General features: G+C 70.0%; 15 protein-coding genes and 1 pseudogene. 3 read left to right on the top strand and 13 right to left on the bottom strand.

Features of this window, described 5'->3' with window-relative positions; genetic code table 11:
• Window positions 1-171: 171 nt before the first annotated feature.
• The 12 genes and pseudogenes from HXX10_RS15315 to HXX10_RS15260 all read right to left on the bottom strand — a co-directional run.
• Window positions 172-819: pseudogene (locus HXX10_RS15315) on the bottom strand (GntR family transcriptional regulator); the annotation flags it as partial.
• Window positions 819-1892, bottom strand: coding sequence for an ABC transporter ATP-binding protein (locus HXX10_RS15310; protein ID WP_296523537.1), 1074 nt, complete (start codon window positions 1890-1892; stop codon window positions 819-821). The gene HXX10_RS15310 and the pseudogene HXX10_RS15315, both read right to left, overlap by 1 nt.
• Window positions 1889-2860, bottom strand: a complete 972-nt coding sequence (locus HXX10_RS15305) for an ABC transporter ATP-binding protein (RefSeq protein ID WP_296523535.1) — start codon at window positions 2858-2860, stop codon at window positions 1889-1891. Before HXX10_RS15305 ends, HXX10_RS15310 begins: the two co-directional genes overlap by 4 nt.
• Window positions 2861-2996: 136 nt before the next feature.
• The gene (locus HXX10_RS15300; RefSeq protein ID WP_296523533.1) at window positions 2997-3851 is read right to left on the bottom strand and encodes an ABC transporter permease; all 855 of its coding nucleotides are present in this window, start codon (window positions 3849-3851) and stop codon (window positions 2997-2999) included.
• A 172-nt stretch (window positions 3852-4023) separates the two neighbouring features.
• On the bottom strand, window positions 4024-5037 hold the full coding sequence (locus tag HXX10_RS15295) for an ABC transporter permease (RefSeq protein ID WP_296523531.1): 1014 nt from the start codon (window positions 5035-5037) through the stop codon (window positions 4024-4026).
• Window positions 5038-5132: 95 nt separating this feature from the next.
• Window positions 5133-6752: an ABC transporter substrate-binding protein gene (locus HXX10_RS15290; RefSeq protein ID WP_296523529.1), complete on the bottom strand. Its 1620-nt coding sequence runs from the start codon at window positions 6750-6752 to the stop codon at window positions 5133-5135.
• 329 nt (window positions 6753-7081) lie between these two features.
• Entirely contained in the window at window positions 7082-7606 is a 525-nt protein-coding gene (gene hutX, locus HXX10_RS15285; RefSeq protein ID WP_296523528.1) for a heme utilization cystosolic carrier protein HutX, read from the bottom strand.
• Complete coding sequence (hutW, locus tag HXX10_RS15280) at window positions 7603-9051, bottom strand: heme anaerobic degradation radical SAM methyltransferase ChuW/HutW (protein ID WP_296523526.1); 1449 nt, start codon at window positions 9049-9051, stop codon at window positions 7603-7605. Before hutW ends, hutX begins: the two co-directional genes overlap by 4 nt.
• A 19-nt stretch (window positions 9052-9070) precedes the next feature.
• On the bottom strand, window positions 9071-9898 hold the full coding sequence (locus HXX10_RS15275; protein ID WP_296523524.1) for a heme ABC transporter ATP-binding protein: 828 nt from the start codon (window positions 9896-9898) through the stop codon (window positions 9071-9073).
• Between the two features lie 148 nt (window positions 9899-10046).
• Window positions 10047-11141, bottom strand: coding sequence for an iron ABC transporter permease (locus tag HXX10_RS15270; protein ID WP_296523522.1), 1095 nt, complete (start codon window positions 11139-11141; stop codon window positions 10047-10049).
• Window positions 11138-12172, bottom strand: a complete 1035-nt coding sequence (locus HXX10_RS15265) for a hemin ABC transporter substrate-binding protein (protein ID WP_296523521.1) — start codon at window positions 12170-12172, stop codon at window positions 11138-11140. Before HXX10_RS15265 ends, HXX10_RS15270 begins: the two co-directional genes overlap by 4 nt.
• Before the next feature lie 7 nt (window positions 12173-12179).
• A complete protein-coding gene (locus HXX10_RS15260) occupies window positions 12180-12386 on the bottom strand; it encodes a hemin uptake protein HemP (protein WP_296523519.1) in 207 nt (68 codons plus the stop codon).
• A 263-nt stretch (window positions 12387-12649) separates the two neighbouring features.
• On the opposite strand from HXX10_RS15260, the gene HXX10_RS15255 reads away from it, so the two are divergent.
• From HXX10_RS15255 to HXX10_RS15245, 3 genes are all read left to right on the top strand, one after another.
• On the top strand, window positions 12650-14836 hold the full coding sequence (locus tag HXX10_RS15255) for a TonB-dependent hemoglobin/transferrin/lactoferrin family receptor (protein ID WP_296523517.1): 2187 nt from the start codon (window positions 12650-12652) through the stop codon (window positions 14834-14836).
• A gap of 4 nt (window positions 14837-14840) precedes the next feature.
• A complete protein-coding gene (locus HXX10_RS15250) occupies window positions 14841-15986 on the top strand; it encodes an energy transducer TonB (RefSeq protein WP_296523515.1) in 1146 nt (381 codons plus the stop codon).
• 77 nt (window positions 15987-16063) lie between these two features.
• A complete protein-coding gene (locus tag HXX10_RS15245) occupies window positions 16064-16402 on the top strand; it encodes an antibiotic biosynthesis monooxygenase (RefSeq protein WP_296523512.1) in 339 nt (112 codons plus the stop codon).
• A 171-nt stretch (window positions 16403-16573) separates the two neighbouring features.
• Here HXX10_RS15245 and mutS read toward each other — a convergent pair whose 3' ends face one another.
• Window positions 16574-19333 carry a DNA mismatch repair protein MutS gene (mutS, locus tag HXX10_RS15240; RefSeq protein ID WP_296523511.1) on the bottom strand — a complete coding sequence of 920 codons (2760 nt, stop codon included), beginning with the start codon at window positions 19331-19333 and terminating at the stop codon, window positions 16574-16576.
• Window positions 19334-19459: the final 126 nt, after the last annotated feature.

The raw sequence follows: 19459 nt of genomic DNA, 5'->3' as shown, positions 1-19459 counted from the left end.
CGCCACCCGGATCGGCGCTTCGCGCCGTCCGGGCGCAGGCTCCGTCGCGAACCCGGAACCCAGCGACGGCCTCCGAGCATGTGGCTGGATTCCGGGTCCGGTGCGTTGCACCGTCCCGGAATGACCAGGATATAACTGAATGGCGTCCGGCGTGAGCGTGCCGCGGCCGTCGGCGTAGAGGCCGTACTCCTCGCACACCGTCATGATGTGGGCCTGCATGGCGGAGACGGCGCCGTCGCGGTCGCCGCGCACGATGGCGACGACGACGCGCTCGTGCTCGCCATGCGACTTGGCCAGCCGGCCGATATTGCGGAACTGGGCGCGGCGGAACGGCTGCAGCCGCGCTCGCGTCGCCACGGTGATCTCGGTGAGGTACGCGTTATGGGCGCCCGCATAGATGGCGCCATGGAACGCCTCGTTGCCTTCGTGGAAGCGCTGCGGATCGCCGACCTGGACGAGCGCGCGCAGCTCGTCGTGTACGGCTTCGAGGTCGCGCCGCTCGGCGCCGGTCATGCGCTCGGCGGCGAGCCCGGCGCACAGCGCCTCGAGCTCCGCCATCACCTCGAACATGCCGACCACCTGGGCGTCGCTCGGCCGCGCCACCACGGCGCCGCGATGCGGCCGCGTCTCGACCAGACCGCTCGCCGCGAGCTGGCGGATCGCCTCGCGCACCGGCGTGCGCGACACCCGGTAGCGTCGCGCCAACTCGCTCTCGTCGAGCGGCGTGCCGGGCTGGAGCGTGCCGCGCACGATCTCGTCGGCGAGCTGCAGGCGCAGATCCTCGGCGAGCGTGCGCCGCCCGGTATCGGTCTGGCTCATCAGGCGGGCGTCTCCTCGGCGAAGTGGCAGGCGACCTCGCGGTCACCGAGCCGGCGCAAGTCCGGCATGGCGGTCCTGCAACGATCGACGCCACGCGGACAGCGGCCGTAGAAGCGGCAGACATCGGGGTCGGGATCGATCGGGCTGCGCGGCTCGCCGTCGAGACGCACCGCGGCCGGCCCGTGGCCATGCAGGCGTGGCGCCGCGTCGACCAGGGCGCGCGTATAGGGATGCAGAGGCCGTGAAAAGACCTCCTGGGCCGGGCCGGCCTCGACGATCTTGCCGAGATACATCACCAGCACGCGGTCGCACAGGAGCCGCACGACGCCGAGATCATGCGACACGAACAGATAGCTCATGCCGAGCTCGGTCTTCAGCCGCTCGAGGAGCTGCAGGATCACCACCTGCACCGAGACGTCGAGCGCCGCGGTCGGCTCGTCGAGTACCAGCAGCGCCGGCTCGACCGCGACGGCGCGGGCGATGCCGACGCGGGCCCGCTGGCCGCCGGAGAGCTGGTGCGGAAAGCGCGACAGGAGGGCGCGCGGCAGGCCGCACTGGTCGGCCGCCTGCTCGACCTTAGCGGTGAGCGCGGCGCCGCTCAGACCGCGCAGCCGCCGCAGCGGATCCGCGATGGCCGCGAAGGCGGTGAAGCGAGGATTGATGCTGTCGCCGGCGTCCTGGAACACCATCTGGATGCGGCCGCGATCGGGATCGCGGGCGAAGCGCTTGGCCGGAGTCAAGGAGAGCTCGCGCCCACCGAGCCGGACGATGCCGTCGGTCGGATCGAGCAGCCGTGTCAGCACGCGCACGAGCGTCGATTTTCCACAGCCCGATTCGCCGACCAGGCCGACCGTCTCGCCCTTGCGAATGGTGAAGCTGACATCGTCGACGGCGTGCACCATCGGCAGATGCACGGGGCCGCCCTTCATGCGGCGGCGCAGCCGGGCGAGCGGTCCGATGGTGCCGCTCACCGGAAATCGCTTTTTCAGCTCGGCGACGTCGAGCAGCGGCGGGTCGGGCGGCGGAGCCGCATGCACGATGGCGCTGCTCATGGAGTCGAGGGTCCTGGTCATGACAGCGGGTTCCAGCAGGCGACGACGTGCTCGGGAATCGCCGGCGCCGCCGGCAGCGCGACGTCGCAATCGGTCTGGCGCCGTGGGCAGCGCTCGGCATAGCGGCAGGGCGGCAGGTCGCTGCGGCGCAGATCGGGGAGCGCGCCCGGGATCGAGGCGAGCTCGGACAGATTCGCGGCGGCGTCCGGCGTCGCCGCGATCAGCTCGGCCGTGTAGGGGTGGCGCGGGCGTGCGAACAGCTCCGCGGTCGGCGCGGTCTCGACCACGTGGCCGGCATGCATCACCACGATGCGGTCGGCGCGCTGTGCGGCGAGCGCCAGATCGTGGGTGATGAAGATCGTCGCCATGCCGATGTCGCGGGCGAGATCGCCGATCAGGTCCATGATGACGGCCTGGGTGGTGACGTCGAGCCCGGTGGTCGGCTCGTCGGCGATCAGCACCGATGGGCGGGCCGCGAGCGCGATGGCGATCATCACGCGTTGGCACATGCCGCCCGACATCTCGAACGGATAGGCGTCGGCGCGGCGCGCCGGATCCGTGATCCCCACCGCGCGTAAAAGATCGACGGCGCGGCCAGGGGCCTCGCGGCGCGGCACGTTGGCGTGGCGCAGCAGCACGTCGGCGATCTGCTTGCCGACCGTGCGGATCGGGTTGAGCGCCGTGCGCGGATTCTGGAAGATCATGGCGATCTCGCGCCCGCGCACCGCGGCGACCTGGTCGGCGCTGGCAGCGAGCAGATCGAGTCCGCCCAGCATAGCCCGGCCCGCGGTGACGCGGCCGGCCGGGTCGAGAATGCCCATCACGGCATAGGCCGTCACCGACTTTCCCGAGCCCGATTCGCCGACGATCGCCAGCGTCTCGCCCTTCTGCACGGCGAAGCTGACGTGCTCCAGCGCCTGCACTACGCCGCCGCGGGTGCGGAACGCGACCGAGAGATCCTCGACCAGCAGAGCGGGTGCGGCCGTCATGTGCGCCTCCGCTCTTCCGTCGTTCCGGGGCGCGGCCGGCAGGCCGCGAGCCCGGAACCCATAGCCCCTGTCTGTGAGTATGGATTCCGGGCTCGCCGCTGCGCGGCGCCCCGGAATGACAGGAACATGCCGTGCCTCATGTGCGCCTCCGCGGATCGACGATGTCGCGCATGCCGTCGCCCAGGAGGTTGAAGCAGAACACCGCGATCATCAGCGCGAGGCCGGGGAAGAAGGCGATCCACCATTCGCCCGAGACGATGAAGGCGGCGCCCTCGGCCACCATGATGCCCCACTCCGGCATCGGCGGCCGCACGCCCAGCCCGATGAAGGACAGGCCGGCGGCGTTGAGGATGGCGTAGCCCATGGTGAGCGACATCTGCACCACCAGGATGGGGATCACATTGGGGAGAATCTGAAACACCAGGATGCGCCACTCGCCGTTGCCGGAGAGGCGTGCCGCCTCGACGAAGCCGGACTCGCGGCGCACGTTCGCCTCGGCGCGGGCGACGCGGGCGTACAGGGGGAAATTGACGATCGCGGTGGCGATGACGATGTTCTGCACCGAGTTGCCGAGCGCCGCGACGATGCCCATGGCCAGCACGAACAGCGGAAACGCCATGATGGTGTCGGCGATGCGGCCGACGATGCGGTCGGTCCAGCCGCCGAAGAAGCCGGCGGCGACGCCGGCGAGCCCGCCCATGGCGAACACCAGCACGACCGAGGCGACCGCGATGCCGAAGTCGAGCCGGGTCGCCGCGATCACCCGGCTGAAGATGTCGCGGCCGAGCTGGTCGGTGCCGAACCAGTGCCGCGCCGAAGGCGGCTTCAGCGCCATCGCGGTGTCGCTGGCGAGCGGATCGATCGGCACCAGGGCCGGACCGAACAGCGCGGCCAGCACGATCAGGACGAACAGGCCGAAGGCGAGCCCGGTGACCGGGTTTTCCGAGATGACATAGCGGGCGTGGCGGGCCGTTGCGGCAAGCGCGGTCATTGGCAAGCCTCCGTGCCCGTCATTCCGGGACGCGCGCGAAAGCGCGCGGGCCCGGAATCCATAGTCCCGGTGTTTGGGGTCGTCGCGAGACAGGGGTTATGGGTTCCGGGCTCGGCGCTCCGCGCCGCCCCGGAACGACCGAGGAATGACCTCGCGGGTGGTCTTGTGTTCCTCATGCATCCATCCTGGTGCGCGGGTCGATCAGGCCGTAGAGCATGTCGATGGCGAGGTTCAGGGCGACGTACAGCACCGCCATGGTGAGGACGAAGCCCTGCACGGGCGCGAAGTCCGAGGCGATCAGCGCCTCCACGGCGAACGAGCCGATGCCGGGCCAGGCGAACACTTTCTCGACCAGCACATTGGCGCCGAGCAGGAAGGAGAACACCATGCCGAGCGTGGTGATCACCGGCAGCATGGCGTTGCGGAACGCGTAGGTGACGACCACGGTGTAGGACGCCAGCCCGCAGGCCCGCGCGGTGCGGACGAAGTCGGACGACAGCACGGCCAGCATCGAGGCGCGGGTCATGCGGGCGATCGGCGCCAGCGCGAACAGGCCGAGCGTGATGGCCGGCAGCGCGAGCTGCTTGAGGCTCGCCATGAAGGTGGTGCCGTCGCCGGTCAGCAGACTGTCGATCAGATAGAAGCCCGTGATGGTCGGCGGCGGGCTGTCGAAGATGCCGAGCCGCCCGAGCGGCGCCGGCGCCCAGCCGAGCAGATAGTAGAAGACATAGACCAGGATCAGGCCGGTGAAGAACACCGGCAGCGACACGCCGGCCGTCGTCACGATGCGGCAGGCATGGTCGATCGCGGACCCCGGGCGGGTGGCGGCGAGAATGCCGAGCGGCACGGCGATCGCCATCGAGACGATCAGGCCGAGCAGCGTCAGCTCGGCGGAGGCCGGCAGCCGGGCCGCGATCTCGGCGGCGACCGGCTGCCCGGTGGTGAGCGAGCTGCCGAGATCGCCGTGCGCGAGGTCGATCACGTAGTGCACGAACTGCACCGGCAGCGGCTGGTCGAGGCCGAGGCTGGCGCGGATCTGCTCGATCGCCTCGGGGCTCGCGGCCGGTCCGGCGAAATAGGCGGCGGGATCGCCGGGCAGCGCGCGGGTGAGCAGGAACGTCACGATCACCACGCCGATCAGGCTCGGGATGGTCATCGCCAGACGCTTGAGCATCAGTGTCAGCATGGTGCGGTCCGCCTCGCCTGAGCCTCGCCGACGTCACCTCTCCCCGCGCGCGGGGAGAGGGAGAGCACACGTCGTGTCGATCCGCCGTCGCAGCCTCACGCCTTGGCGAGGGTGCGGTAGTCGAGCTGGCGGTGGAACCAGTAGCGGTAGCCGGAGACGTTCTTCTGCATCGCGGCGTTCAGATAGGGCTGGAAGAGCGGGATGCGCGGCACGTCGTCGAAGGCCTTCTTGACGAAGCCCTTCACGCTCGCTTCGTAGAGCGGCTGATCGTTCTCGGCCGCGGCCTTGCGGGCGGCGTCGATCAGCGCGTCCATCTCCTTGTTCTGGTAGCTCATGGTGTTGAACAGCGAGTTCTGGCCGTGATAGCACCAGAAGAAGAAGTACTCGGGATAGTCGAGCCAGCCCGAGAAGAAGTTGGCGATCAGCGGCATTTCCTTCTTGGTCATCTCGGAGCGCCAGTTGGCGCCCGGCACCTTGTTGATCGTCGTCCTGATGCCGATCTGGGCGAGGCTCTCCTGCACCAGCACGCACAAGGGCTCGTTGACGGCGGCGGCGCCGAGGTCGAAGGACAGCGTCGTCTCGAAGCCGTTCGGCAGGCCGGCCTTGGCGAGCAGCGCTTTCGCCTTGGCGATGTCGGTGACGTAGCCGTGCGGCTGCGGCCAGTCGATGCCGATCGGCGCGCCTTCGGGGGCGCCGTACATCGGCTTGGCGAGGCCGAACATCACGGCGTCCATGATCTTCTGATACGGGATCGCGTAGGCGACGGCCTGGCGCACCTCGAGCTTGTCGAAGGGCGGCTTGGTGACGTTCATGCCGATATACTGGATGCCGTTGCCGATCGGGCTCGACACCACGTCGACCTTGCCGGCCTGCTTCAGCTCGACGAAATCCTTGTTGGGCAGGTCGAACGAGATGTCGGCGTCGCCGCGCTCGATCAAGGCGCGCCGGTTGCCGGCGGACGGCACCATGCGCCAGATGATGCGCTTGATCTTCGGCAGCGGGCCGCCTTTCCAATTGTCGTTGCGCTCGTAGACCACCTCGGTGCCGGGCGTCCACTTCGCCACCTTGTAGGCGCCGCCGCCGGCCGTGTTGGCCTTGGCGTAGTCCATCGCCCACGGGTCCTTCTCGGTGGCGTTTTTCTTCATCAGCTCCGAGTTGAACACCGCCGGCACGACGACGGCGATGTCGGGAATCGTCAGCTTGTCCTTGCGGATGAAGTCGACCCGGAAGGTGTGGTCGTCGACGGCGACGAACTGCTCGGGCTTCTCCAGCGAACCGGCCTTCATCTGGAAGGTCGGGAAGCCGCCGACCGTGACGGCGCGGTCGAACGACCACTTGACGTCCTTGGCCCTCACCGGCGCGCCGTCGTGGAAGGTCGCGTCCTTGCGCAGCCGGAACGTCGCCGACGTGTCCGTGATGGTCCAGTCCTCGGCCAGCTCGGGCACATACTTGTCGCGGTCGTAGGAGGCGACGCCGTTCGGCAGCGTCTTGGTGCCGTGCGAGATCAGCCGGTCGTAGGTGTTCCACGACACCTCGTAGCCGGGACGGTTGGTGCCGACCCCATGGATGTCGAGATTGTTCGGGCCGCTCTCGGAGACGGCGAGCAGCGTCTCCTGGCGGCTTTGCGCCTTCGCCTCCGACCAGATTGCCGGCGCGGGGAACAGGCTGCCGGCGGCGAGGGCCGACATGGATTTGAGGACGTCGCGACGCTTCATTCTCGGTCTCCGATGGGCAAGTCGGGGGTCGGCGGACCGAGGATGTCCGGCAAGCCGCGTGCCAATTTTCGGCCGGGCCTTGGCGGGTCGGACGAAGGGCTTGATTCGGAGACGGTAATTCGAACGTGCGGGTGCGGGCGGCAGGGCTGGGCGACTGCTCGGGTGCAGCCACGCTTGCATACAACGATGGCCAGGCGGCTTAAAAAATATGCAGAAGTGAGGTGCGCCGGCGCGCTGGCGCGAGGATGGGCTGCGGTGTCGTGTAAAGAGAGCGGGGCGCTCCAGTCAGAGCGTCCCGCATCAGGCCGTACGGTGCGACGTGGTGGCGTTCAGCCGGCGAGCTGCGCCTTCAGGTCCTCGAAGCGGGCAACCTGCGCCGGGTCCATGCTGCGGTCCTCGAGGCGGCGCACGAAGATTTTGAACATCGTCTCGCCGTCCTGGTCGAAGAACTGGATCGAGCAGCTCTCGCGGCCCATGAAGGGCCGCCACACGAAGGCAATCGCGGTGCAGCGGTCGGCCTTGATGTGGCCGCCGATCGGGCTCTCCCCATGCAGGTTGAAGTAGCCGCGGCCGAATTCTCCGGGCGGCACCGTGCCCTGGCACTCCAGCACGATGCTCGGCGTGTGGACGATGAACAGCACGTCGCCCCACCCGGTCAGGTCGCCCATCACGTCGGCGAACTTTTCGGCCGGCGCGAAGCGGCAGTTTTCGGCCGGCAGCATCTTGGTCGCGTCGAGCGTCGAGACGCCGTGCTCGCGCGCCAAAACTTCGAGGACGCCGTCGGGATTTTCCGCCAGGCGGGCGGCGAGCTTTTCGCGCGCATCCGGCGTGGTGTCGAGGGAAAGGTCGGTCATGCGGTCTTCTCCGTGGATGGCGTGGGCGGCCCTTCGATGCGGTCGAGGGCCGCGAACAGGCCGCTGGTGAGATTGGTGATCCAGAAGGCACCGGCCGTGGTGGTGCGCAGGTGGCCGTCGTCGGACACGATCAGGCCGGTCTCGCTCCAGTTGGCGAGCAGGGGCGCCGCCGCCGTGGCGAAGCCCGGCGCCAGCGTCTCGACAGTTGCAAGGTCGAGCGCGCCTGATTCGAGTCCGGCCGTGACGATGGCCTGGGCGGCATAGCGCGGCGGCATGCGGGACAGGCCTTCGACGGGGGCGCGGCCCTGCGCCACCAGCTCGCGCCGCCGTTCGATCTCGATGACGTTGCGCCAGCGGATGCCGTGGGCCTGGCCGCCGGCGCCGGGGCCGAAGGGCAGGCACGGCATGCCGCGCTTGATGCCGGAATTGTAGACGTTGCGCTCGCTCGCCGAGCGGACCAGATGCGACTGCGAGGCCTGCCGCCAGCCTTGCGTGGTCAGCCGGGCGACGCCGGCCGCATAGGCCTGCGCCTGGCGGGCGAGCGGGCCGGCGGGCGGCAGCTTGCCGGCCTCGATGGCGCGAAACAGCGGGCCGCCGCGCCAGACGTTCAGCGCATAGAGCGTCGCCCCGTCGAGGCCGAGATCGGCGACCATGTCGACATCGCGCAGAAAAGCCGCCTCGTCCTGGCCGGGCAGGCCGTAGATCAGGTCGCAGACGATCCGGGCGCGAGACAGCTCGACCAGCTCGGCCAGCGCCGCGCGCACGTCCTCGCCCGACAGCTTGCGGCCGAGGCGGCGGCGGATGCCGGTGTCGAAGCTCTGCACGCCGAGCGAGATGCGGTTGACCCCGGCGCCGAGCGCGGCCGCCGCCTTGGACAGGCCGAAGTCGAAGGTGCGACCCTCCAGCGTGATCTCGCAGTCTTCCGCGAGCGGCAGATGGGTCCGCAGTCCCTCGACCAGCCGGGCGAGGGCCGCGGCGGGCAGCGCCGTCGGCGTGCCGCCGCCGATATAGACGGCGGCGACCGGGGCCGAGGCGACCAGCGGCGTCGCGGCGCGCGCTACGACCTCGGCCACCACGTCGTCGACGAAGCCCTCGGCGACCTCGGGTTTCCAGACGTTCTGGAAAAAGCCGCAGAACAGGCAGTGGTTTTGGCAGTACGGCACATGCACATAGGCGATCGCCGATTCCTCGCGCGGCGTGGAGAAGACTCGTTCGAGCACACCGTCCGCCTCGGTCGGATCGACCGGCGTGCTGCCGCGCCAGGGCGGCGCGAACTCGCGGCCCGCAAAGGCTTCGGTGAGCGGATCGCGCCCCGCCGGCACCAGGAAGGCGTCGAGCGGCCGCGGCGCCGACGCCGGATGGTCGCGCAGCGTCGCCCCGGCCGGATGGCCGGCGCCATGCGGATGAGCCGCGCCGCTTGCCCGTGTGTTTGCTGATCCGTGCATCTGGCTGCTTCCGGCGTTCTCAGGATTGGTATCGCGTCGCTGCGGGCGGCGCGTTGCGGGTCCGTGGCGCGATCATGTGCGGCAGCACGCAGGGCACGCCGACCGGCAGGCCGCAGCTCGCCAGCGCGACATCGAAAACCCGCGCCAGCATGTCGGGCGTGATCACGGTGCGGGGCGGCCCGTCGGCGGCGACCCGGCCGCGATGCATGGCGACGACGCGATCAGCGAACGAGGCGGCGAGATTGAGATCGTGCAGCACCGCGATCACGGCGGTGCCGGCCTTGGCCCGCGCCCGCGTCGAGGCGACGAAGTCGATCTGGTGGCGCAGGTCGAGCGCCGCGGTGGGCTCGTCGAGCAGCAGCAGGCCGGGGCCGTGGTCCTGCTCGCCGCGGGCGAGTTGCACCAGCACCCGGGCGAAATGGGCCCGATGCTGCTCGCCGCCCGACAGCGTGGTGACGATCCGGTGCCGGAAGCCGAGGAGGTCGACCTCGGCGAGCGCGGCCTCGACCAGCGCATCGGCGGCGCGGCCGTGCCGGTCGCCGGCGCCCATGCGGACGATCTCTTCCACCGTGAACGGGAACGCGACCGCGACGTTTTGGGACAGCACGGCGCGATGGCCCGACAGCGTGCGCGGCGGATAGGCGCCGAGCGCCTCGTTCTTCAGGCGCACGTGGCCGCCTTGCGGGCGCAGCTCGCCCGATAGGACGCGCAGCAGCGTCGACTTGCCGGCGCCGTTCGGGCCGACGATCGCCACCGTCTCGCCGGCGCCGACCGCGAGGTCGACATTGTCCAGGAGCGTCGCGCGCCCCGCCCGCACCGTCACGGCCTCGGCGGCGATCGCGGTCATTTGGTGTTCCGCGATTCTTTGTCGTCATTCCGGGGCGCGCCGCAGGCGCGAACCCTGAATCCAGCCAAATCCGCCGTCGGTGTCGCTGGATTCCGGGTCCGGCGCTTTGCGCCGTCCCGGAATGACGAAGGTGAGGTCAGGATCACGCTCACAGGCCCACCACGGCGCGTTGGCGCAGCAACAAGAGAAGAAAGAACGGCGCCCCGAGGATCGCCGTGACGATGCCGACCGGCAGCTCGGCCGGGGCCGCGAGCGTGCGGGCGAGGCTGTCGGCGACCAGCAGCACGACGCCGCCGAACAGCACGGCCGCCGGCAGCAGCGTGCGGTGTCCGGGGCCGATGACGAGGCGCAGCAGATGCGGCACCACGATGCCGACGAAGCCGATGACGCCGCTCGCCGCGACAGCGGCGCCGGCGGCGGCCGCGACCAGCACGATGGCGAAGCGCTTGAGCCCTTCGACCGGCACGCCCATGTGGAACGCCTCGGCCTCGCCCAGCACCAGCATGTCGAGGCCGCGGGCGATCACGGGCAACGCCGCCAGCACGCCGAACAGGAAGGGCGCCATCGCCCACACCTTCGGCCAGGTGGATCCGGCCAGCGAGCCGAGCGTCCAGAAGGTGATGTCGCGGAGCTGCCGGTCGTCGGCGAGAAACACCAGGAGGCCGGTGCCGGCGCCCGCCAGCGCACCGAGCGCGAGGCCGGCGAGCAGCAGGGTGGCGATCGAGGTGCGGCCCTCGCTTGTGGCGATCCGGTACAGCATCGCCGTGACGGCGAGGGCGCCGAGGAAGGCCGCCACCGGCAGCAGCTCGGGTCCGAGCGCACCGCCCAGAATCTTGTCTCCCAGCACGATGGTGGCGGCGGCCGCGAGGCCGGCGCCGGCCGAGACGCCGACCAGGCCGGGATCGGCGAGCGGGTTGCGGAACAGACCCTGCATGATGGTGCCGGAGGTGGCGAGCAGGGCGCCGACCGCGACGGCGAGCACGATGCGGGGCAGCCGGATCGACAGGAGGATCAATCGGTCGCGCGCCACCTCGGCGGCAGCGCCGTCGCCGCCCGTCAGGCCGAGCGCGGCGGCGAGCCGGCCCGGCGGGATGCCGGCGGAGCCGATCGCCGCGGAGACGAGCGCGGCGGCGACCAGCAGCGCGGCGAGGCCGGCCAGCACGGCCCAGCGCGGCAACGCCCGTAGCCCGGGCGGCCGGTGCTGCTCGGCGATCGTCGCCGGCTCGACCGCGGCCTCGGTCATTTCGCGCAGCCTCCGATCGCGGCGTCGTGCCGTGCCGTCATGGTGTCGGCGGGCGCGGCCGCTTGCGGCCCGCCTGTCGGTGTCGCGCTCCCTTGCGTTGCGGTGACGGGCGGCCCGGTAAAAAGCCTTGCCGCGAGGTCGCGGGCGGCGAGCGCGGTGCGTGGCCCGAAGCCGAGCAGATACTGGCCGTTCATCACGACGAGCGCCTTGCGGGTGCCGGCGGGCGTCATGGCGAAAGCCGGGCGGCCCAGCACCGTCTCGGCCGAGACGGGCTGGCCCGGCCGGTCCATCATCAGCACCACGTCGGGCTGCGCCGCGATCACGGCCTCGTCGCCGACCGGCTTGTAGCCGGCGAGGTCCGGCATGGCGTTCTCGGCCCCCGCCATCCGGATGATGCCGTCGGCCGCGGTGTCGCGGCCCGCCACCATGGCGCGGTCGTTGACGAAGGAGAGAACGAACAGGACGCGTGGGGCGCGGCCGCTGCGCGCTCGTGCGCCCTCGAGTGTCGAAAAATCCCGCTTCAGCGCGTCGATCAGGCAGACGCCGCGCGCCGCCTCGCCGACCACCTCGGACACGAGACGGATCTTGTCGAGGATTCCGTCCGCCGTGTAGCGCTCCGGCACCTGGACGAAGGGCACGCGCGCGGCCTGCAGCACGCTCACGGCCTCGGGCGGGCCGGCGCCCTCGATCGCCAGCACCAGCGAGGGCGACATCGCCAGAATCCCCTCGGGCGAGAGCTGGCGCATGTAGCCGACATTCGGCTTTTCGGCGAGCGCGCGCGGCGGGTGGAGGCTGGTGGTGTCGACCGCGACGATGCGGCTCTCCAGGCCGAGCGCGTAGAGAATCTCCGTGACGGCGCCGCCGATCGAGACGATGCGGCGGGCGTCGGCAATCGTGACGCTGCGGCCGCCGGCATCTTTCACGGTCACGTCGCCGGCGCTCGCGGGCACGCGTGTGAGCACCAGTGCGGTGCTCGTGATCAGTGCGGCGGCTGTGGCGGTGCGCCATCGTGTCCCGAACACTCCGGTCATCGCCGCCTCACTTGGTCAGGATGAGCTTGTTCTGCGCCGTCAGACGCAGCCGGTAGGCGTCGGCACCGTGCATGATGATGATCTCGCGCGTCGCGACGAACAGATCGCGGCTTTCGATCCGGTGCGCGACCACGGCGACGCTGCGCTCGGGGCTGGCCTCGCCCGGCGCGGGCGGCACGGCGGCAGAATCTCGATCGGTCTCGGAGCGGCTCATCTTCGGCGCTTGTCCATTGAATACTACTGTATTCATCCTGAATACGACAGTTTAGAGTCGTTATAGACTTGATATCTCGATCCTTAGAGACGTTCTAAACTCTATATGTCTTCCTTGACTTGCCGTAATACAGTCGGTTACGAAAGGCAAGTCTTAACCGGCGGAACCCGAACGGGGCCGCCGCCGTCAGCCAGCAAGCAGCCGCCCTCGGCTCGCCCGCCAGCCCGCGACGATGTTTCGGATCAACGCGAGTGGGGGCTCACATGGCTGGACGGATGCGGGGAGCAGATTCGCTCCTGTTCGGGGTTTCGGCGGTCGCACTTTTGACAGTGGCGGGCACGAGCGTGCAGGCGCAGTCGGCCGAGACGCTCGATGCGATCACGGTGGTGGCGACCAAGACGGAAGAGAAGGCGATCGATGCGCTCGCGCCGGTGTCGACGGTGCGGATGGATCAGATCGACCAGATCCTGCCGAAGCGGCTGTCCGACATGCTGATCGCCGTGCCGGGCGTCTCCGTGCAGGACCGCGGCGACGAGCCGTCGACCGCGATCAACATCCGCGGCCTGCAGGATTTCGGCCGCGTTGCCGTGGTGGTCGACGGGGCGCGACAGAACTATCAGCGCACCGGGCATTTCGCCAACGGCGCCTTCTATCTCGATCCGGAGCTGGTCGGCGGCGTCGACATCGTGCGCGGACCGACCGCCAACATCTACGGCTCGGGCGCCATCGGCGGCGTCGTCTCGTTCCGCACCAAGGACATCCAGGACGTGGTGCGGCCGGGCGAGACATGGGGCGTCGAGGGCCACACCCAGGCCGGCACCAACCACGCGAGCGGGCTCGGCTCGGTGTTCGGCGGCGTGCACGTCAACCCGAACGTCGACTTCTTCGCCGGCGGCAGCTTCAAGAGCCAGAGCAACTACAACGACGGCAACGGCAACGAGGTGCTGAACTCCTGGAACAAGGTGGGCAGCGCCGTCACCAAGCTCACGGTCCGGCCGGCCGAGGGGCACGAGGTCAAGCTCTCCGGCACGTTCCAGGACTTCCGTTACGATTTCGGCCAGCCGGCGCGCTCGGGCCTCAGCGGCGTGTCGATCTACGCGACCGACGTGACCAACTACACGACCTCGGCCCGCTGGCGCTATGCGCGGCCGGAGGATCGCCTGATCGACTGGGACGCCAATGTCTATTGGAACCGGACCGAGTCCGATCAGACGAAGATCGCCCACACCTCGACCAGCGCCAATGCGGCGCTGTGCGGGGCCGGCGTGTCCGGCAATGCGATCAGCGGCTGCGTCGGCGACCAGCGCTCCTACCAGCTCGACACGGTCGGCTTCGACGCCAACAACACGGCGCGGTTCGACGCGTTCGGGCTGCGCCACGCCGTGACGATCGGCGGCGACGCCTTCAACGACAAGGTCGCGACATTCGACCCGCACGGCAATTCCAACGTGACGACGCCGAGCGGCGAGCGCACGGTCGGCGGCGCCTTCGCCCAGATCAAGAGCAACTACTCGACCTGGCTCGAGGTGATCGGTGCGGCCCGCTACGACGCCTATCGGCTCGAAGGGCTCGGCACCACCACGTCGGGCGACCGCGTCTCGCCGAAGATCACGGTGGGCGTCACGCCGCTCCAGGGCTTCACGCCCTATGTCACGTATGCGGAAGGCTACCGTGCGCCGTCGCTGACCGAGGCCATCATCGACGGGTCGCACGCCCGCGCCAGCTCGTTCGAGCCCGGCTTCCTGTGTCCGGACGGCAATGTCGGCCTGTTCTGCTTCCTGCCCAACCCGAACCTGCGCGCCGAGGTCGGCAAGAACAAGGAAGCCGGCCTCAATCTGAAATACGACAACGTGCTGCTGCCGGGCGCGACGTTCCGGGGCAAGGTCAACGTCTTCCGCAACGACGTCGACGACTACATCGAGCTGGTCGGCTTCGGCGGCACGGCCGCGTCGGTCCAGTACTATCAGTACCAGAACCTGCCGCACGCCCGCATCGAGGGCGTCGAGGTCGAGACCATGTACGACGCCGGCGGCTGGTTTGTCGGGGTCGCCGGCCAGCATCAGCGCGGCTGGAACGTCGACACCGGCGTCGGCCTCCTGAACGTGCAGCCGGACAAGATCGTCACCACGCTCGGCGCGCGCTTCCTCGACCGCAAGATCACGGCGACCATCCGCTGGTCCGCCTACGCCTCCAACACCAACATCCCGGCGAACTACATCCCGGCCGACGCCTACAATCTGGTCAACGTCTATGTCGGCTACCAGCCGACGCCCGACGTGCTGATGGGCTTCTCGGTCGACAACATCCTCAACGAGTTCTACCGGCCCTATCCGATCCCGCGCACGGCGAGCGGCGGCGACCCGATCACCCAGAACGACACGCTGTGGGCCTCTCCGGCGCCCGGCATCACGTTCAAGGGGTCGATGAAGATCCGCTTCGGAGGAGCCTGACCGGATGATGCAGGTCTCCTGGTCCCGCATCGACACGCAGCGCGGCCTGCTGACGGTCGTGCCGGCCCGTGCCGCCGCCGACGAGGTCTCGACGGCGCCGCCCGTGGAGTTGCGGCGTGTCGTCGAGCCGCAGGACGCCGGCGAGGCAGGCGGCCGGGACGACAGCAATGTCGTCTCGCTCGCCTATGTGCGGGCCGAGCGCGACCATGCGGCGGGGGCACATGCGGCGAGCGGGCATGCGGCCGTGCCGGCGCCGTCGCCGGAGGACCGGCCGGCGCCGGCCCGTCACCACGGCCCGTGGCGGTCCGTGCTGGTCACGGCCGGATCCGTGATGCTGCATGCGGCGATCCTCACAGCCTTCGCGCGCGAGCCGGCGCCGGTCGCCAGCATCGGGCTCGAGGTGGTGTCGGTCGAGATGGTGCTCGGCGCCGATGCGCCCGCCGGTCTCGCGGCGACGCCGAGCGAGTCCGAGGCCGCCGCGACCGCGCAGCCGAAGACCGAGCCTGCGAAGGCCGAGCCCGAAAAGACCGAGGAGCCCAAGCCGGTCGAGGAGGCGAAGGCGCTGGAGTCCGAGACGACACCGCAGCCGCCGAAGGACGAACCGCCCAAAGAGGAGCCCAGGCCCGAGATCGTCGACGAGGCACCCGAGCGCGTCGCCGCAATTCCGCCCGAGCCGCCGAAGCCGCAGCCCAAGCTTGAGATCAAGCCCGAGACCAAGCCGGCTGCCAAGCCGAAGCCGAAGGCCAAGGCGGAGCCCAAGACGCGCACCGCCACGCGCACCGCCGAGCGGACCAGCGACGATGCCCGGCCGACCAACACGTCCGCTGCGCGCTCCACCAGCGCCAGCGGCATCGGGGTCGGTCGCTCCGATCTCAGCACCAATTACCGCGGCATCGTCGCGGCGCATCTCGCCCGCCACAAGCAGTTCCCGGCCGAGGCGCGGGCGGGCGGCCACCAGGGCTCGACCAGCGTCAGCTTCACCATCGACGGCTCCGGCCGCGTCACCTCGGTGCGGCTCGGCCGCGGCTCCGGCATCGCCAGCCTCGATCAGGAGACCACCGCGATGGTGCGCCGCGCCTCGCCGTTCCCGGCACCGCCGACCGGCCAGTCGATGAGCTTCTCGGTGCCGGTCAGCTTCTTCCTGCGCTAGGCACCGCCCTGGCGCAACGCGTTCGTCTCGAGAAGCCGGCTCGGTGTGCGTCGGCAGAGCCATGAAGGAGACTCCCGATGTATATCGCCATGAATCGCTTCCGCGTGAAGAAGGGCAGCGAGGAGACGTTCGAGACCGTCTGGCTCTCGCGCGAGACCTATCTCGACCGCATGCCGGGCTTCGTCGAGTTTCATCTGCTGAAGGGCCCGGAGGCCGAGGACCACACGCTCTACTCGTCGCACACCGTGTGGGCCAGCAAGGCGCATTTCGAGGCGTGGACGACGTCGGACGAGTTCCGCGTCGCCCATGCGCGCGCCGACAACAGCGGCACCGGCCCGCTCTATCTGGAGCACCCGAAGTTCGAAGGCTTCGAGGTGAAGCAGACGGTGCGGCCGCGGGAGACCACGGCGGCGTGAGGATGGCGCGGCGCGTCGTCTTCTTCACCCTCCCCTGGAGGGGGAGGGTCGGGCGCGTGCTTGCACGCGCTCGGGGTGGGGTGAAGCCCCACCCGACGGAGGCGCTGTCACCCCCTCCCGGCGAGCTCCGCTCGCCGACCTCCCCCCTCCAGGGGGAGGTGAAGATCGGAGTCACTCCTTCGCCGCCTGCCGCAGCGCGTAGAGCGCTTCCAGCGCTTCGCGCGGCGACATGTCGTCGGGGTCGATCTCGGACAGCTTCTTCAGCACCGCCTCGGCGACCTTCGGCGGCGGCGCCGGGCGGGCGGCGAACAGGGGCAGGTCGTCGACGAGCTTGCGGGCCGGCGAGGTGCGGTCCTCTGCCTCCAGCACGCCGAGCACGTGCTTGGCGCGTTCGATCACGGCGGCCGGCAGGCCGGCGAGCTTGGCCACCTGGATGCCGTAGGAGCGGTCGGCGGCGCCGGCCACGACCTCGTGCAAAAACACCACGTCGCCGTGCCACTCCTTCACCCGCACCGTGATGTTGAACAGCCGGTCGAGCTTCTTCGCCAGCGCGGTCAGCTCGTGGAAATGGGTGGCGAACAGCGCGCGGCAGCGATTCCTGTCGTGCAGGTGCTCGATCGCGGCCCAGGCGATCGAGAGGCCGTCATAGGTCGCGGTGCCGCGGCCGATCTCGTCGAGGATCACCAGCGAGCGCTCGGTCGCCTGGTTCAGGATCGCGGCTGTTTCCACCATCTCGACCATGAAGGTCGAACGCCCGCGGGCGAGATCGTCGGCGGCACCGACGCGCGAGAACAGCCGGTCGACCACGCCAATTGTTGCACGCGAGGCCGGGACGAAGCTGCCCGCCTGTGCGAGGACGACGATCAGCGCGTTCTGGCGAAGATAGGTCGACTTGCCCGCCATGTTGGGGCCGGTGACGACGGCGATGCGGCCGGCGCTCTTCTCGGCGGACGGTGACAGGTCGCTGTCGTTGGCGACGAACGAACCGCCCTCGGCCGCGATCGCCTGCTCGACCACCGGATGGCGCCCGCCGTCGATGGCGAAGGCGAGGCCGTCGTCGACCTCGGGCCGCACGAAGCGACATTCGATCGCGACCGCGGCGAGCGACGCCGCAACATCGATCACGGCGAGCGCGCGCGCCGCGGCCTTGACGGCGTCGGCGGCGGCGATCACGGCGGCGGCGAGACGCTCGAAGGTGTCGAGCTCGAGCCCGAGCGCGCGGTCGGCGGCGCTGGCGATCTTTGCTTCGAGGGCGCCGAGCTCGGTCGAGGTGAAGCGCACCTGGCCCGCCAGCGTCTGCCGGTGGATGAAGGTGGCGTTGAGCGGCGGCGCCAGAAACCGCTCGCCGTGCTGCGCCGTCACCTCGACGAAATAGCCGAGCACATTGTTGTGCCGGATTTTCAACGCGCGAATGCCGGTCTCGTCGGCGTAGCGGGCCTGCAGCGCGGCGATCACGCGTCGCGATTCGTCTCGCAAGGCGCGCGCCTCGTCGAGCGCCGGCTCCCAGCCGGCCCGCACGAAACCGCCGTCGCGCCTCTGCAGCGGCAGCTCGTCGGCGAGCGCCGCGCCCAGCATGCTTTGCAGCGCCGGATCGGGGGCGCGCAGCTCGGTGACCGCGGCAGCGATCTCGGCCGGCAGTCCCTCACCTGACAACCGCGCGGCGAGATCGGCCGCGGCCAGAAGGCCGTCGCGGATGGCGGCGAGATCGCGCGGGCCGCCGCGGGCCAGCACGATGCGGGCGAGCGAGCGGGCCAGGTCCGGCGCCGCCGCGAGCTTTTCTCTGACGACGCCGCGGACGACAGAGTCGCGGGTGAAAAACTCGACCGCGTCGAGCCGCTGCGCGATCGCGGCCGGATCGGTGAGCGGCGCGGCGATGCGTTGCGCCAAAAGACGCGAGCCCGCCACCGTGACGGTGCGGTCGATGGCGGCCAAGAGTGAGCCGCGGCGTTCGCCGCCGAGCGTGCGCATCAGCTCCAGATTGGCACGCGTCGCCGCGTCGATCAGCAACGTGGCGCCGAGTGCCTCGCGGGTCGGCGGCGACAACGGCGGCCGCCGGCCGATCTGGGTGCGCTCCACATAGGTGATGCAGGCCGCGGCCGCGGTCAGCTCCAGCCGCGAGAAGGTGCCGAAGGACTCGCTGGTCGCCACCGCGAAATACGACGCCAGCCGGCGCTCGGCGCTCGCCCCGTCGAACACGTCGCGGCCGAGCGGAGTCACGGCCGGCAGCGTGCGCAGGAACGGCGCGACCTCGGGATCCTCCCACAGCGCGTCCGAGACGATCACCTCGCCGGGTTCCACCCGCGCGATCTCGGCCGCGAGCCGCGTGCGGTCGCATTCGGTGAGGCGGAACTCGCCCGTCGAGATGTCGAGGCAGGCGAGTGCGAAGCGGCTCTCCTCGTGGCCGGTCGACGGCTTCGCCCGCACGATGGCGGCCAAGAAATTGTTGCGGCGGGAGTCGAGCAGCGAATCCTCCGTCAGCGTACCGGGCGTGACCAGCCGCACCACGTCGCGCTTCACCACCGACTTGCCGCCGCGCTTCTTGGCTTCGGCCGGATCCTCCATCTGCTCGCAGACGGCGACGCGGTGGCCGAGCGCGATCAGTCGGTGCAGGTATTCGTCGGCGCGCTCGATCGGCACGCCGCACATCGGGATGTCGAGGCCCTGGTGCTTGCCGCGTTTGGTCAGCACGATGCCGAGCGCCCGGCTCGCCGTCTCGGCGTCGGCGAAGAACATCTCGTAGAAGTCGCCCATCCGGTAGAACAGCAGGCAGTCCGGATTGGCGGTCTTGATCTCGATATACTGCTCCATCATGGGACTGACGCGCGTATCGGCGACGCGCGCGTCAGGGACAATGGTGTCCGGGACACGCGTGTCCGCGCGCTCTTGCGCGTCTGCGGTCTCGTCGGGGGCAGCTTTGTGCACGGCATCCATGGCGGCCGCACGCTAGCAGAAGCGGGCCGGGGATTCTAACGGGCAGGGCGTGTGGCTTGTGGAGAGATGGCACCGTACCAGCGCTCCTTCTCCCCGCACGCGGGGAGAAGGTCGGGATGAGGGGGC

The organism is Rhodoplanes sp., assembly GCF_013377085.1.
Taxonomy (GTDB): Bacteria; Pseudomonadota; Alphaproteobacteria; order Rhizobiales; family Xanthobacteraceae; genus Rhodoplanes.
This window is presented reverse-complemented; position numbering and strand designations above follow the sequence as displayed.